We start from the raw sequence: 13,064 nt of genomic DNA, 5'->3' as shown, positions 1-13,064 counted from the left end.
GCTCTGTGTGAAAGCAGGCACGAGCAAACCCCTGTCAGTCGCCGGTGACGCCACGCCCTCCCCGTCCTGCCGGGCGCGTGCGCCCCTGAATATCCCGCGTGCTCATTCATTCACAGCACAACCGACCGCTCGAGGAACGTTTCTTCAGTCTTCGCCGCCTCAACAATGGCCGAGAAAGCACCCTTGACAGGCCGAAGTTGGACCATCCGCGACCGGATCTGACCGCTCAGATTCGGTCAGGCGCAGCACACAGACAGCGGCGCCTGCCCGGGAGATCCCGGGCAGGCGCCGATCACCACAGGTCCCAGCCACCTCAACGGCACCTGGAACCACGTGAGTTGGAGTGATGCCGCCCCACGCGCAAAGCTGTTGGGGCGGTGCGGATCAGTCGTTCGGAACGACCGGGTAGCGCGGTGTACCCTCCGCCATCTGCCGCAGGGCGTCCTTGCGGTCCCGCTTGGAGAGCCGGTCGATGTACAGGTACCCGTACAGGTGGTCCGTCTCGTGCTGCAGGCACCGCGCGAAGTAGCCCGTGCCGCGCACCTTGATGGGGTTGCCCTTCTCGTCCTGGCCCGTCACCACCGCGTAGTCGGGGCGGGCCAGCGAGGCGTAAGCCGTCGGGACGGACAGGCAGCCCTCGTTGGAGTCGTCGAGCCGACGCTCGTCGGCCGGCAGCTCCTGGAGGACGGGGTTGCAGACGACGCCCACGTGGCGCACACCCTCGTCGTCCCCGCAGTCGTAGACGAAGACCTTCAGATCGACGCCGATCTGGTTGGCGGCGAGACCCACGCCCTCGGCGGTGCGCTGGCTCGCGAACATGTCGTCGATCAGCTGCGCCAGCTTGTCGTCGAACTCGGTGACGTTCTTGCACTCCTTGTGCAGCACCGGGTTACCGACGACCGTGATCGGCCGGGACGTCCCGCGCTCCCGGTAGGCCGTCTCACGCGCCTCGCAGTCCTCGGTGTCGATGACGAAACCCTCGTCGTCCACGGGGAGAACCGCCGAGCTCCCGGCCCGCTCCTGCTCAGTGTCCTGCTGCGCCATCTCCGCCGTACGCCTTCCGTGGTAACTCCGATGTGATGCGGGTACAGCCTACGGGGAGGAGTCAGCAGACTTCTTCGAGATCCCGCCAGTCCCGGGAGTCCGGGCTGTCGGCCACCCAGCCGTCCAGCAGCCCGCGTACCAGGGACGCGGGCGCGGCTATACCGCACTCCCGTTCAGGCACCCACAGCTGTCCGTCGGTGCGGTGGCCGAGCGGCCCGGGATGGCCGGGTTCGCTGTGGTCGTGCGGGTCGAGGTGGTCGCCGTCGCCCTCGTCGCTCGGCATCCGGCTCTCCGAGCACATGCGGCACAGCAGCCGGACGGACGAGGACCAGTCCTCGGCGGCGAAGCCCGCGTCGGCCGCGAGCCGCTCCAGGGCGTCCCGGTCGTCCTCGGTGTCGGCCTCCAGGAGCACGACCCAGGTGGGCACGGGCGAGGGCGCCCACAGCTCGATCTCGTCGAAGACGGGGTACGAGTGGCCGGTGGACGTCGTCCGCTCGCCGTGCGGGACACCGTCGTGCAGCACGACCTCGCCCCAGCGGCGGCCCGATGACGGCAGCGGCACGGAGAGCACCTCTATCCGCGCCGGGTCGAGCCTGCGGCCCCACACGACCTCGGCCTCGCCCTCGGGCGAGAGCCGCACGGCCGCGCTGCCGAGCTCCATGCCGGTGGGCTGGCCGCCGGCCGCCGCGCCGCCCGGCACCCGCAGCCCGTACGCCTGCCAGGCCCGCCGCGCCAGCGGCCAGTCCTGCAGGGCGGTCGCCGCGATGCCGACGTTCCACCAGTCGGGGGCGCCCGTGTCCCGGTCCAGCAGGGCCACAGCCCGCAGGCCGGCCGCCCGCGCCTGCTCCCAGTCGTGCCGGAACTTGTGGAGAAGGGCGAGGTTGAACCAGGACTCTGACAGCCACGGCTCCAGGTCCGCCGCGCGCGTCAGGAGCGCGCCCGCGTCCTCGTACCGGCCGTCCCCGATGAGCGTGAAAGCCCGGTCGGTGGCCTGCCGCCATGAGGCGGAGGGCCGATGCCGTCCCTTGCCGAAGATCCTCACGATTCCCGCCTGCCAGTGTTGAGAAGACAGTGCAGCCTCCGACCTGCCCCTGTTGTTCGCATCCAACCACGTACGGTCGGACGGGCGCTCATTACCCATCGGTTACCCGGCCTAGGCCATGGTCAGACGGCCCGCTGCCAGAGGACCGAGGTCCCCCGCGAGAGCACCCGGACGAGCGATTCCACCACCTCCGGCGCGTAGTCGTGGCCGGTGGCCAGCCGCAGCCGCTCCAGCGCGGTGAGCGGCCCCCCGGGCCCCTCCTCGCGCACCAGTTCGTCGTAGGCGTTCGCCGCCCGCACGATGCGGGCCGGCAGGGGCTGGTCGCGGTACGGATCGGCCTGCCGCTCCACGACGACGGCGACCTCGGCGGGCACCCCGGTGTGGCGCACCACGGCGCCGCCGAGCAGGGCGATGCGCCGCTGCTCCTCGGGAGGCAGCACGGCGGTGGCCCCGGCCGGGACGGGATCGACCAGGGACAGCTGCCCGATGTCGTGCATGAGGGCCGCGTACTCGAGGACGGTGAGGTCCGGTTCGGACAGGCCCAGCTCGCGGCCCACCGCCTGGCTGAGCGCGGCGACGCGGCGGGCGTGGCCCGGCGGGGTGTATCCGGCGATCTCGGTGGCCCGGGCGAGGGACGCGATGGTCTCCCGGTAGGTGGTGCGCACCGCGGCATAGCGGCGGTAGGCGAGTTGGGTGAGCAGCAGCGGCAGCGAGAAGACGGGTAGCGCCCACAGTCCGGCGACGGCGACCGCAAGCGACATCACCGCTCCCGTCGCGCAGACCGCGGAGCCGATGCCGAGCATGGCGCGCAGTTCGTCCCTCAGCAGGGGCCCGAACGGCCAGCCGGTGCGGGCGTGCGCCATGGCCGCGGCGAGCACGGCATCGCAGAGCGCGGTGAGCGCGAGAACCGCTACGACCCACAGCGCGTGGTACGGCCCGTTGCCCACCCACTCCTGCAGCTTCCCCGAGTTGTACAGCGGCTGGACGCAGACGGCGGCGAAGACGACCGTCAGCACGCGCCGCGCGATGTGGTCGAGCGAGGGCCCGCGGCCCAGCGCCACATGCGGTACGCACCCGACGAGCCCGGCCGCGACGGCGACGGTGACCACCTGGTGGACGCCGTGGTGGGTGGGCTGCCCCGCGTTGTCACCGAGCAGCGCGTAGGCCAGCGCCCCGGCGGTCGCGAGCGGCGCGGGCTCCCGGTCGACGCCCGCCCCGCCACCGCTCCACCGCGCCAGCTCCCCGACGAGGATGAGCAGCCCGAACGCCAGTGCGGTCCCGCGCTCGTCGAGCCCATGCCAGAAGGTCCAGGCGAGGGCGCCGAGGACGACCAGAGCGGCGGAGGCGTGGACGAGGGTGGGGATGCGGGCGGGGATGCGCGTGGGGATGCGGCCTTTGTTCGACCTCGGCGCGGAGTGGCGGGGTTTCTGCGGCGCGGAGTGACGGGGGCGGTGTGGGGCAGAGCGGCGAGGTTTCTGGGCCGCGGAGTGGCGGGGTTTCTCCGCCGCGGAGTGACGAGGTTCCTCCGCCGCAGAGTGACGAGGTTCCTCCGCCGCAGAGTGACGAGGTTCCTCCGCCGCAGAGTGACGAGGTTCCTCCGCCGCAGAGCGGCGGGGTTTCTCGGCCGCGGAGTGGCGGGCGGCCTTTGGTGCGGAGCGGTGTAAGGCCTTCGTCGCGGTGCGGTTTGCGCCCTTCGGCGCGGAGCCCGGCGAAGCCTTCGCCGCAGAGCGGATTGCGGCCTTCGGCGCGGAGCCGGGTGAGGCCTTCGCCGCGGAGCGGCGCAGAATCGCCGTCGCGGAGCGGCGTGAGGCCTGGGCCGCGGAGCGGCGCAACGCTTCCGGGGCGAAGCGGCGCAGAATGCCCGCCGCGGAGCGGCGCAACGCCTGCGTCGCGGAGCGGCGCGAGCCCCGGGCCGCGGAGCCGCGCAGGGCCTCCGGGTCCGGGCCCCCCAGCCCGGTCACGACGCGTTGTCCGCACGGACAGGGGCCTGGCGCGCGGCGGGCACCGCCCCGCCGGGGCCTGGCTCGTCCGCCGTGACCGCCGGGTGCCAGCCGTGGCGCCCGAGGGCGCGCACCAGGGCCCGTACCATCTGCGGGTCGAACTGGGCTCCCGCGCACCGTTCCAGTTCCTCCACCGCGACCGCCACCGGCCGTGCCCTCCGGTACGACCGCGTCGACGTCATCGCGTCGAAGGCGTCCGCGACCGCCACCACCCGCGCGCACTCGGGGATCTGGGAGCCCACGAGCCCGTACGGGTAACCGCTGCCGTCCAGCCGCTCGTGATGGTGCAGGATCGCCGTCCGCGCCTCCCCCAGGAACCCGATGCCGCGGACCATCTCGTGGCCGTACTCCGGATGCAGCTCGATGACGCGCCGCTCCTGGGGGGTCAGCGGCCCGTCCTTCCTGAGCAGCCGTGTCGGTACGCCGAGTTTCCCGACGTCGTGCAGGATGCCCGCGAACCGCAGCACCTCGACCCGCTCGTCGTCCATCCCCAGCTCCCGCGCGATCATCATCGACGCCTGTCCGACGCGCTCACTGTGCCCGCGCGTGTACTCGTCCTTGATGTCGACCGCCTGCACGAGTGCCCGGATGGTGGCCCGGTGCGCGGTCTGCTCGTGGTGGTACTGCGCGAACGCCCAGCAGGAGACGTACATCGGCAGCAGCACGAGCAGCGCGGCCAGCGGACCGTACGGGCTGCGCCAGAGCACGGCCATCATCAGCCCGGCGAGGCCGTGCACCCCGACAGGCGCGAGCGAGCGCAGGAGCAGCCCCCGCCACGCGACCGGCACCGCCGCGCATCGCCTCGGCCTGAACGGCACGGGAGGCACTCCCCTCGCCGCCGCGAGGATGCCGCTGTCCAGGTACGACAGCACACAGCAGAACGCCAGTACGGCGGCCCCGACGGGCACGAGGACGTACGGGAAGTCCGCGGCCGTCACGGCACCGCGCCCGCCCAATGCCGTGTGCACCGCGGCCGCCGCCGAGGCGCTCAGGGCGAGTTGGGCGGCGCGCCAGACCCGGCGTACCCACTGGGGCCGCTGCTCGACACTGGCCAGCAGCCCGCCGGGTACGGCGACCAGCGCGGCGGCCTCGGGCGGCAGAAGGAACGCTCCGGCAAGCAGCACCGGAAAGAAGGTGCCCATGCCCTCGGGCGCCCGGCGCCCGGCGATGCGCAGCCGCGGCGCCTGCTCGCACCCGGCGTACAGCAGCGCCAGCAGCACGACCGCGGGCCACGGGGTGCGCGGCGTCAGAGCGGGGGCCGCACAGGCGGTGGCGCCCACGGCGACGCAGGCGATGAAGACGCGGGCACACGGCGGAACCGACCGCATGGCGCTCCCCTCGCGTGGCCCGGACCGTACGGCCGGGCAAGCCCGTCAAGGCTCCGGAGAATAGATCGGCGGGCGGGGAGCAGGGGCGGCAATGGGTGATTCCCATGGCACCACGGCCACGGATTAGCACATTCGGGTGACGGTATTGCATACAGAGCCCGAACAGCGCCGACGACGAACAGGCCGCGACGAAATGTCGCGGCCTGTTCGTTCGTGTGTACGTGTGGGGGCCTCAGCCCTCCTGGGCGCCCGCCGGCAGATCCGAGACCGTCACGTCGTGATCGGGAACCGCCTGGCCGGACCGGATCAGTTCGATGCGTCCCATGACCTTCGCCCGCAGCCCGGCGGGCACGTCGTCATGGCCGCAGCACCGCTTGACCAGCTTCTTCACCGCCTGCTCGAGCCCGTACTTCTCGAGGCACGGCGAGCACTCCTCGAAGTGGTGCTCGAACTTGCTGCAGTCGGTGTCCGGCATCTCATGGTCCAGGTACTCGTAGAGGTGATCGAGTACTTCACTGCAGTCAGTCTCGTGCGGCTTTCCGCAGCTCATGAGCCCGACCCTTTCGCTTCGTCCGACTCTCCGGCGCCGGCCGGGACGAGCCCGCGGTCACGGGCGTAGTCCTCCAGCATGCCCCGCAGCTGGCGGCGGCCCCGGTGAAGCCGCGACATCACAGTACCGATGGGGGTACCCATGATGTCCGCGATCTCCTTGTACGCAAAGCCCTCAACGTCCGCCAGATACACGGCGATACGGAACTCTTCGGGGATCGCCTGCAGCGCGGCCTTCACGTCCGAGTCGGGCAGGTGGTCGAGCGCCTGCGACTCGGCGGAGCGCAGACCCGTCGACATGTGCGACTCGGCGCGCGCCAGCTGCCAGTCCTCGATCTCCTCGGCGGCACTGCGCTGCGGCTCGCGCTGCTTCTTGCGGTAGCTGTTGATGAACGTGTTCGTGAGGATGCGGTACAGCCACGCCTTGAGGTTCGTGCCCTCGCGGAACTGGTGGAACGACGCGTACGCCTTGGCGTACGTCTCCTGCACCAGGTCCTCGGCGTCCGCGGGGTTGCGGGTCATGCGGAGCGCGGCCGAGTACATCTGGTCGAGGAACTCCATGGCATCCCGCTCGAAGCGCGCGCTGCGCTCGGCAGCCGTCTCCGCGCCCTCGGGCTGATCCGCCTGGCCGTTGTCGGCCCCTGCGTCGGTCCCAGTGACCGGACCCACCTCCTCAACCGATGCAGCGGGGCCGGGTCGGACCCCACTCGAATCGGAGGATAGACGACGATCCGGTCCGCCCGCCGCCCGAATGGGGGCGTTCTTGGCCGCGGTCAGCACCGTCCAGTCCAGGTCGGCGGCGCTGCGGCGGCTCGGGCAGATGGTCGAACCCATGCGGCGGACTTCCTCTCCTACGAACGGTCCGGCACCGGATGTCGGTACCGTCTGTCCGCCACAACAGTGGTTCGGGGCTCGAACATTCCCGACAGGCAACAGTGGCGTCATTCGAGTGACACAAGCCACTCCACGACACCGCCGGTGATGATCTCCAGCGCCTCGTCCTGGCCGATGGCGGCCCGCTTCGGCACGGCGAACCCGTGATCGCCGTACGGCACCTCGACGAGCTCGTAGTCCCCCTCCGGGAACTCCTCCGGCTTCCCGAAGGGGTCATTGCCGCCCTGGACGACCAGCGTGGGCGCGCCGGCGGCGAGGAGCTCGTCGGCACGGGACTTCTCCGGCTTGCCGGGCGGGTGCAGCGGGAAGCTGAGGGCAAGCACGGCGTGGGCGCCCAGTTCGACGGCCGTACGGCAGGCGACGCGGGCCCCGGCGCTGCGGCCGCCGGAGACGACGGGCAGCCCGGGCTTCTCGAGCGCGGGCCACACCCCCCGCCATCCGACGTCCAACGTCTTCGGCGCGGGCGCCACCTTCTTCCCGGCCACCCGCCAGGGCTGCTCGACGAGCGCGACGGTCACCCCGTGCGCAGGCAGCACCCGGGCGAGTGCCTGCAGATCCCGCGCCTCGACGCCACCGCCGGCCCCATGCCCGAGAGCAAGCACGACCCGCGCCTTGGCCACGGCGGGATACCAGCTGATCCGAGCCGCCCCGGCATCGGTCTCGACGTTCTCAGTACGCGTCACAGCCCCATACTGCCGCGTGCCGCTACTGCTGTGGGCAGTCGTTCCGCTGGGCTGGGGCCTCCCAGCGGTAGCTGGGGGAGGGTGGGCACAGCCCATGACGGCGGGCGCCCTTGCCCATGAGGGCGCCCGCCCTCAGAACAGCGTGCCGACCTCGGGCCCGTCCAGCTCCTTCAAGAGCTCAGGCCCGTTGTTTCGCACATCACTCACAGCCGTGGACACGGGGTAAGCCCGCATAAGCCCCTCGGGAGGCGCCGCAAGCAAGCCCCGCAGATCCTCAGGATCCGTCCGAGACGGATCCAGCCACGCATCCCACCGATCCGGCGTAAGCATCAACGGCATCCGAGGATGAATTTCGGCAAGCGACCCCGGCCCCTCCGCCGGCGCAACGGCAAGCGGCCCGGTCTCCGCGTCCGTCGTGATGACGGCACACGTCACCCACCACGCCCGCGGATGATCGTCCGGCAGCGTCCGGTCCCGCCAAAACTCGTACAGCCCGGCCATCGCGAAGACCGACCCGTCCGCGGGCGTCACGAAGTACGGCTGCTTCCGCGGCCGCTTCTTCTTGCCCTGGACCTCGAGATCACGCTCGGCGGCCGCGGTCACCCACTCGTAATAACCGTCGGCAGGGATGATGCAGCGCCGGGAGGCGAAGGCGCGCCGGTACGACGGCTTCTCGTGCACCGTCTCCGCACGGGCGTTGATCATCCGCGCCCCGCCCTCGCGTGATTTCGCCCACGACGGTACGAGTCCCCAAGTGAGCGTGCGCAGCTGGCGAACCGGTCGCGGGCTGTCGGCGTCTTTCAGAGGACGGTCCAGCACCGCGTAGACGTCCTTGGTGGGAGCCACGTTGTAGTCGGGCGCCAGCGCCTCCTTCGGCTCCCACTTCTCGATCTCAAAGATTCCTGCGAGATCCTCGGGCCTACGACTCGATGCATACCGTCCGCACATACGTGCCACACTGCCAGGCCCACCCAGCTCCCACCACCACCCTTCCAGGGAGCTTCGCGCCCGAGAGGAGCCCGCCCCAGACATGGAGAGCGCAACGACCACCGCGAGTGCATCACTCGCCTCCCTCTGGGACCGCGTCTTCGGCACCCAGCCGGACCCCGACCAGTGGGTGGTGATCGCCGCAGCGGCCGTCGCGCTCGCCGTGGTCGTGCCGTACCGCCCGTGGCGGCTCGCCCGCAACGCGATCACCATCGCCCACGAGGGCGGTCACGGCCTGGTCGCCCTCCTCACCGGCCGCCGTCTGGACGGCATACGCCTGCACTCCGACACCAGCGGCCTCACGGTCAGCCGCGGCAGGCCCACCGGTCTGGGCATGATCCTCACCGCGGCCGCGGGCTACACCGCTCCCCCGCTGCTCGGCCTCGGCGGCGCCGCGCTGCTCGCCGTCGGCCACATCACCGCCCTGCTGTGGCTGGCCACCGCCCTGCTCGTCGCGATGCTGGTGATGATCCGCAACGCGTACGGCGCCCTGACGGTGGTCATCACCGGCGGCACGTTCCTGCTCGTCTCCTGGCTCACGGGTCCGCAGGTGCAGGCGGCCTTCGCGTACGTCGTGGTGTGGTTCCTGCTCCTCGGCGGCGTACGGCCGGCCTTCGAGCTGCAGGCCAAGCGGCGCAGGGGAGGCGCCGGCGACTCGGACGCCGACCAGTTGTCGCGGCTCACGCACGTTCCGGCGGGGATGTGGCTTTTCCTCTTCCATGCGGTGTCGCTCTGCTCGCTCATCGGGGGCGGCCAGTGGCTGCTCGGCCTATGAGTCTCTGATGCGTAGGAGCCCCTGAGAACGAACGCTCTCGACCGGGTGCACCGGTGTTCGTACGGAATTACGCACCCACTCGCATATCAGCGCACTGTTTCGCATGGGTTTCGCCACATTTGATCAAGATCTCGGGTCATGGCCAACCACTAAAGTGAGGGACATGACCGAGAACCCAGCGCACATCGACCTCTGGCCCGCCCCGCACGCGAGCGCGGCCGTCGACGCGACGGTCCACGTGCCCGGATCCAAGTCGGTCACGAACCGGGCCCTCGTCCTGGCCTCACTGGCCGCCGAGCCCGGCTGGCTGCGCCGTCCGCTGCGCTCCCGCGACACGCTGCTGATGGCGGGCGGTCTGCGCGCCATGGGTGTCGGCATCGAGGAGACGGTGTCCTCCAGCTCCACCGTCGCCCGGGGCCCCGCCGCGTCGGGCGAGGCCTGGCGCGTCATCCCCTCGGGCCTGCAGGGCCCGGCCACCGTCGACGTCGGCAATGCCGGCACGGTGATGCGCTTCCTGCCGCCGGTCGCCGCGCTCGCGGACGGTCCCGTGCGGTTCGACGGCGACCCCCGCTCGTACGAGCGCCCGCTGAACGGCGTGATCGACGCCCTGCGCGTCCTCGGTGCGCGGATCGACGACGACGGCCGCGGTGCCCTGCCGATGACCGTCTTCGGCGGCGGTGCGCTGGACGGCGGCCCGGTCGAGATCGACGCCTCCTCGTCGTCGCAGTTCGTGAGTGCCCTGCTGCTCTCCGCCCCGCGCTTCAACCAGGGCGTCGAGGTCCGCCACGTCGGCTCGGCGCTGCCCTCGATGCCGCACATCCGGATGACCGTCGACATGCTCCGCAACGCCGGGGCGCAGGTCGACACCCCGGAGTCGGGCGGCGAACCGAACGTCTGGCGGGTCACTCCGGGCGCCGTGCTCGGCGTGGATCTCACGATCGAGCCGGACCTGTCGAACGCCCAGCCGTTCCTGGCCGCCGCCCTGGTCACCGGCGGCCGCGTCGTCATCCCGGACTGGCCCGAGCGCACCACGCAGCCCGGCGACCGACTGCGCGAGCTCTTCACCGCGATGGGCGGCTCCTGCGAGCTGACCGACCAGGGCCTGGTGTTCACCGGGTCCGGCTCGATCCACGGCATCGACGCCGATCTGAGCGAGGTGGGCGAGCTGACCCCGGGCATCGCGGCCGTGGCGGCCCTCGCGGACTCCCCGTCGACGCTGCGCGGCGTCGCCCATCTGCGCCTGCACGAGACCGACCGCCTCGCGGCCCTCACCAAGGAGATCAACGAGCTGGGCGGCGACGTCACCGAGACCGCGGACGGGCTCCACATCCGCCCGCGCCCGCTGCACGGCGGCATCTTCCACACGTACGACGACCACCGCATGGCCACCGCGGGCGCCGTCATCGGCCTCGCCGTGGAGGGCGTACAGGTGGAGAACGTCGCGACGACGGCGAAGACCCTGCCAGACTTCCCCGATATGTGGGCCGGAATGCTCGGGAACTGACGGGCGGGATTCCGAGCCATGCGCCGCTACGGCAAGCACACCGACGAGGACGACGTCCGGGTCCGCCCCAACCGCAAGGGCAACCGGCCCCGTACGAGCATCCGCCCGAAGCACGAGGACGCCGCGGAGGGCATGGTCCTCACCGTGGACCGCGGGCGGCTGACCTGCCTCGTCGAGGACCGCGTCATCCTCGCGATGAAGGCCCGCGAGCTCGGCCGCAAGGCCGCCGTCGTGGGCGACCGGGTCCACCTGGTCGGCGATCTGTCCGGCAAGAAGGACACCCTCGCCCGCATCGTGCGGATCTCCGAGCGCACCTCGGTGCTGCGGCGCACGGCCGACGACGACGATCCGTACGAGCGCGTGGTCGTCGCCAACGCCGACCAGCTCGCCATCGTCACCGCCCTTGCCGACCCGGAGCCGCGGCCGCGCCTGATCGACCGCTGCCTGGTCGCTGCGTACGACGGCGGGCTCGAACCACTGCTCGTCCTCACCAAGTCCGACCTCGCCCCGCCCGACAAGCTGCTCGATCTGTACGGCGCCCTCGGCGTCCCGTATGTCGTCACCAGCCGTGCGGAGCTGGAGAACGGCGATGCCGCGGACCGGGTGCACGAGCACCTCGACGGCAAGATCACCGCGTTCGTCGGCCACTCCGGTGTGGGCAAGACGACGCTGGTCAACGCCCTGGTCCCGCAGGACCGCCGACGGACGACCGGTCATGTCAACGCGGTCACGGGCCGCGGCCGGCACACCACCACGTCGGCCCTGGCCCTGCCCCTCATCGGCGCCGAGGACGGCCCGGGCGACGGCTGGCTGGTCGACACTCCGGGCGTACGGTCCTTCGGCCTCGCTCACATCGACCCGTCCCGGGTCATCCACGCCTTCCCGGACCTGGAGCCGGGGACGGAGGGCTGCCCGCGCGCCTGCAGCCACGACGAACAGGACTGCGCACTGGACGAGTGGGTGGCCGAGGGGCATGCCGATCCGGCGCGTCTGTACTCGCTGCGACGGCTGCTGGCGACCCGGGAGCGCCACGAAGGGGACTGACCTTCCCGGCGTGACCTCCCCGGTGTTTGCGCCATGACGGTAACGGTAAGTGCATAATCGCACCGAGCTGGCCCCAAGCCAGACGAAGCGGTCACGGAACGCGATCACCTGATGCGGGAGGCAGATACATGGCGTGGCTGCTGGTCATCGTGGCCGGTCTTCTCGAGACCGGCTTCGCGGTATGCCTGAAGCTCTCGCACGGTTTCACCAGACTCTGGCCCACGATCGCCTTCGCCTGCTTCGCACTCGGCAGCTTCGGCCTGCTCACCCTGTCCCTGAAGAAGCTGGACGTGGGGCCCGCCTACGCCGTGTGGACCGGCATCGGCGCGGCCGGCACCGCCATCTACGGCATGATCTTCCTCGGCGACCTCGTCTCCACCCTGAAGATCGTCTCGATCACACTGGTGATCGTGGGAGTGATCGGGCTCCAACTGTCGGGCTCGAGCCACTGACGGTTGGCGATGTGCGTCAGCCGCTGGCTGGTTTGCGGGCAGGCGTTCCGCAGGGCTGGGGGCACCTCCCAGCGGTCCCTGGGGGGAGGGGTGGGCACAAACCACCAACCGGTCCGCAGACAGGTCACATCCGCAACGCACCGCTCCCGAGCGTGTCCCGCACCAGCCGCCCCACCCCACCCTCCCCGACGGGGGCAACCGCACAGGAAACCGCCAGCCGCACGGCGACCTCGCAGGCCCGCGCGAGCTCCGGCGCCTCGGCCCCCGGCGGAGCCATGGACGCCACCGCCCGATCCCGCACAAGCCCGACAACGTCGGACGGCGATGGCAACGCCCCATCCGCCCGTCGCTGCGCCGGCACGGCGGACGACGACGGCACGGCGGACAGCTTCAACGAGGGCAGCCGCTCGCTCCAGCACCCGGTCAGCACGGCCCGCACCAGCACATTGCCGCGAGCCGCCGCGACGGTCCACTCGGCGGCCGCAGCGAGCCGTTCCCGCGGTTCGACATGGCTCGCGAGGGCACGCTCGACGCCCGCGAGATACGCGTCGGCCTCACGCCGCACCAGCGCACGGGCGAGCCCTTCCTTGCTTCCGAACTCGTTGTAGAGAGTCTGCCGCGAGACCCCGGCCGCGGCCGCCACGTCGACCATCCGCACCCCGGACCACGGACAGCGCGACAGCGCCATATAGGCCGCGTCCAACAAGGATTCCCGCGCTGCAGGCATCATCGCCTCCCCGGCCGAGCGGCGAGCGGCTCCCG

Annotated in this window: 13 protein-coding genes; 4 read left to right on the top strand and 9 right to left on the bottom strand. The window is 71.5% G+C overall.

The annotated features are described in order from the left end of the window. Positions 1-384: 384 nt before the first annotated feature. The 8 genes from def to ABT009_RS19100 all read right to left on the bottom strand — a co-directional run bounded on the left by def (position 385) and on the right by ABT009_RS19100 (position 8,488). Positions 385-1,044, bottom strand: coding sequence for a peptide deformylase (gene def, locus ABT009_RS19135; RefSeq protein WP_351295710.1), 660 nt, complete (start codon positions 1,042-1,044; stop codon positions 385-387). Positions 1,045-1,105: 61 nt separating this feature from the next. Further along, the gene (locus ABT009_RS19130) at positions 1,106-2,086 is read right to left on the bottom strand and encodes a tetratricopeptide repeat protein (protein WP_181655400.1); all 981 of its coding nucleotides are present in this window, start codon (positions 2,084-2,086) and stop codon (positions 1,106-1,108) included. Positions 2,087-2,208: 122 nt separating this feature from the next. Next, a complete protein-coding gene (locus ABT009_RS19125) occupies positions 2,209-3,474 on the bottom strand; it encodes an HD-GYP domain-containing protein (RefSeq protein ID WP_502989919.1) in 1,266 nt (421 codons plus the stop codon). 569 nt (positions 3,475-4,043) lie between these two features. Beyond that, positions 4,044-5,414 carry an HD-GYP domain-containing protein gene (locus ABT009_RS19120; protein ID WP_351295707.1) on the bottom strand — a complete coding sequence of 457 codons (1,371 nt, stop codon included), beginning with the start codon at positions 5,412-5,414 and terminating at the stop codon, positions 4,044-4,046. A gap of 232 nt (positions 5,415-5,646) precedes the next feature. Continuing rightward, the gene (rsrA, locus tag ABT009_RS19115; protein ID WP_351295704.1) at positions 5,647-5,964 is read right to left on the bottom strand and encodes a mycothiol system anti-sigma-R factor; all 318 of its coding nucleotides are present in this window, start codon (positions 5,962-5,964) and stop codon (positions 5,647-5,649) included. After that, positions 5,961-6,632 (bottom strand): RNA polymerase sigma factor SigR, encoded by a 672-nt coding sequence (sigR, locus tag ABT009_RS19110; RefSeq protein WP_351296026.1) that lies wholly within the window; start codon positions 6,630-6,632, stop codon positions 5,961-5,963. The genes rsrA and sigR overlap by 4 nt, the downstream gene beginning before the upstream one ends. Before the next feature lie 272 nt (positions 6,633-6,904). Continuing rightward, complete coding sequence (locus ABT009_RS19105; RefSeq protein ID WP_351295701.1) at positions 6,905-7,540, bottom strand: alpha/beta hydrolase family protein; 636 nt, start codon at positions 7,538-7,540, stop codon at positions 6,905-6,907. Between the two features lie 132 nt (positions 7,541-7,672). Continuing rightward, positions 7,673-8,488 carry an SOS response-associated peptidase gene (locus tag ABT009_RS19100; RefSeq protein ID WP_351296022.1) on the bottom strand — a complete coding sequence of 272 codons (816 nt, stop codon included), beginning with the start codon at positions 8,486-8,488 and terminating at the stop codon, positions 7,673-7,675. Positions 8,489-8,570: 82 nt separating this feature from the next. Here ABT009_RS19100 and ABT009_RS19095 point away from each other — a divergent pair, with 82 nt between their 5' ends. From ABT009_RS19095 to ABT009_RS19080, 4 genes are all read left to right on the top strand, one after another. Beyond that, the gene (locus ABT009_RS19095; RefSeq protein WP_351295699.1) at positions 8,571-9,302 is read left to right on the top strand and encodes a M50 family metallopeptidase; all 732 of its coding nucleotides are present in this window, start codon (positions 8,571-8,573) and stop codon (positions 9,300-9,302) included. 163 nt (positions 9,303-9,465) lie between these two features. Beyond that, complete coding sequence (aroA, locus tag ABT009_RS19090; RefSeq protein ID WP_351295696.1) at positions 9,466-10,806, top strand: 3-phosphoshikimate 1-carboxyvinyltransferase; 1,341 nt, start codon at positions 9,466-9,468, stop codon at positions 10,804-10,806. An 18-nt stretch (positions 10,807-10,824) separates the two neighbouring features. Further along, positions 10,825-11,850 carry a ribosome small subunit-dependent GTPase A gene (gene rsgA, locus ABT009_RS19085; protein ID WP_351295694.1) on the top strand — a complete coding sequence of 342 codons (1,026 nt, stop codon included), beginning with the start codon at positions 10,825-10,827 and terminating at the stop codon, positions 11,848-11,850. Positions 11,851-11,978: 128 nt separating this feature from the next. Beyond that, a complete protein-coding gene (locus ABT009_RS19080; protein WP_351295691.1) occupies positions 11,979-12,302 on the top strand; it encodes a DMT family transporter in 324 nt (107 codons plus the stop codon). A 124-nt stretch (positions 12,303-12,426) separates the two neighbouring features. On the opposite strand, the gene ABT009_RS19075 is transcribed toward ABT009_RS19080, so the two are convergent. Further along, entirely contained in the window at positions 12,427-13,032 is a 606-nt protein-coding gene (locus ABT009_RS19075; protein WP_351295689.1) for a TetR/AcrR family transcriptional regulator, read from the bottom strand. Positions 13,033-13,064 lie beyond the last annotated feature (32 nt).

Source organism: Streptomyces sp. NPDC002896 (genome assembly GCF_040295225.1).
Lineage (GTDB): Bacteria > Actinomycetota > Actinomycetes > Streptomycetales > Streptomycetaceae > Streptomyces.
The sequence above is the reverse complement of the archived record's forward strand: the minus strand, read 5'-3'. Positions and strand labels throughout refer to the sequence as shown.

What these genes read in the sequence shown, in the direction of transcription:
- def (WP_351295710.1), bottom strand. Translation starts at nt 1,044, where the DNA reads ATGGCGCAGCAGGACACTGAGCAGGAGCGGGCCGGGAGCTCGGCGGTT.
- ABT009_RS19120 (WP_351295707.1), bottom strand. Translation starts at nt 5,414, where the DNA reads ATGCGGTCGGTTCCGCCGTGTGCCCGCGTCTTCATCGCCTGCGTCGCC.
- rsrA (WP_351295704.1), bottom strand. Translation starts at nt 5,964, where the DNA reads ATGAGCTGCGGAAAGCCGCACGAGACTGACTGCAGTGAAGTACTCGAT.
- ABT009_RS19100 (WP_351296022.1), bottom strand. Translation starts at nt 8,488, where the DNA reads ATGTGCGGACGGTATGCATCGAGTCGTAGGCCCGAGGATCTCGCAGGA.
- ABT009_RS19095 (WP_351295699.1), top strand. Translation starts at nt 8,571, where the DNA reads ATGGAGAGCGCAACGACCACCGCGAGTGCATCACTCGCCTCCCTCTGG.
- aroA (WP_351295696.1), top strand. Translation starts at nt 9,466, where the DNA reads ATGACCGAGAACCCAGCGCACATCGACCTCTGGCCCGCCCCGCACGCG.
- rsgA (WP_351295694.1), top strand. Translation starts at nt 10,825, where the DNA reads ATGCGCCGCTACGGCAAGCACACCGACGAGGACGACGTCCGGGTCCGC.
- ABT009_RS19080 (WP_351295691.1), top strand. Translation starts at nt 11,979, where the DNA reads ATGGCGTGGCTGCTGGTCATCGTGGCCGGTCTTCTCGAGACCGGCTTC.
- ABT009_RS19075 (WP_351295689.1), bottom strand. Translation starts at nt 13,032, where the DNA reads ATGATGCCTGCAGCGCGGGAATCCTTGTTGGACGCGGCCTATATGGCG.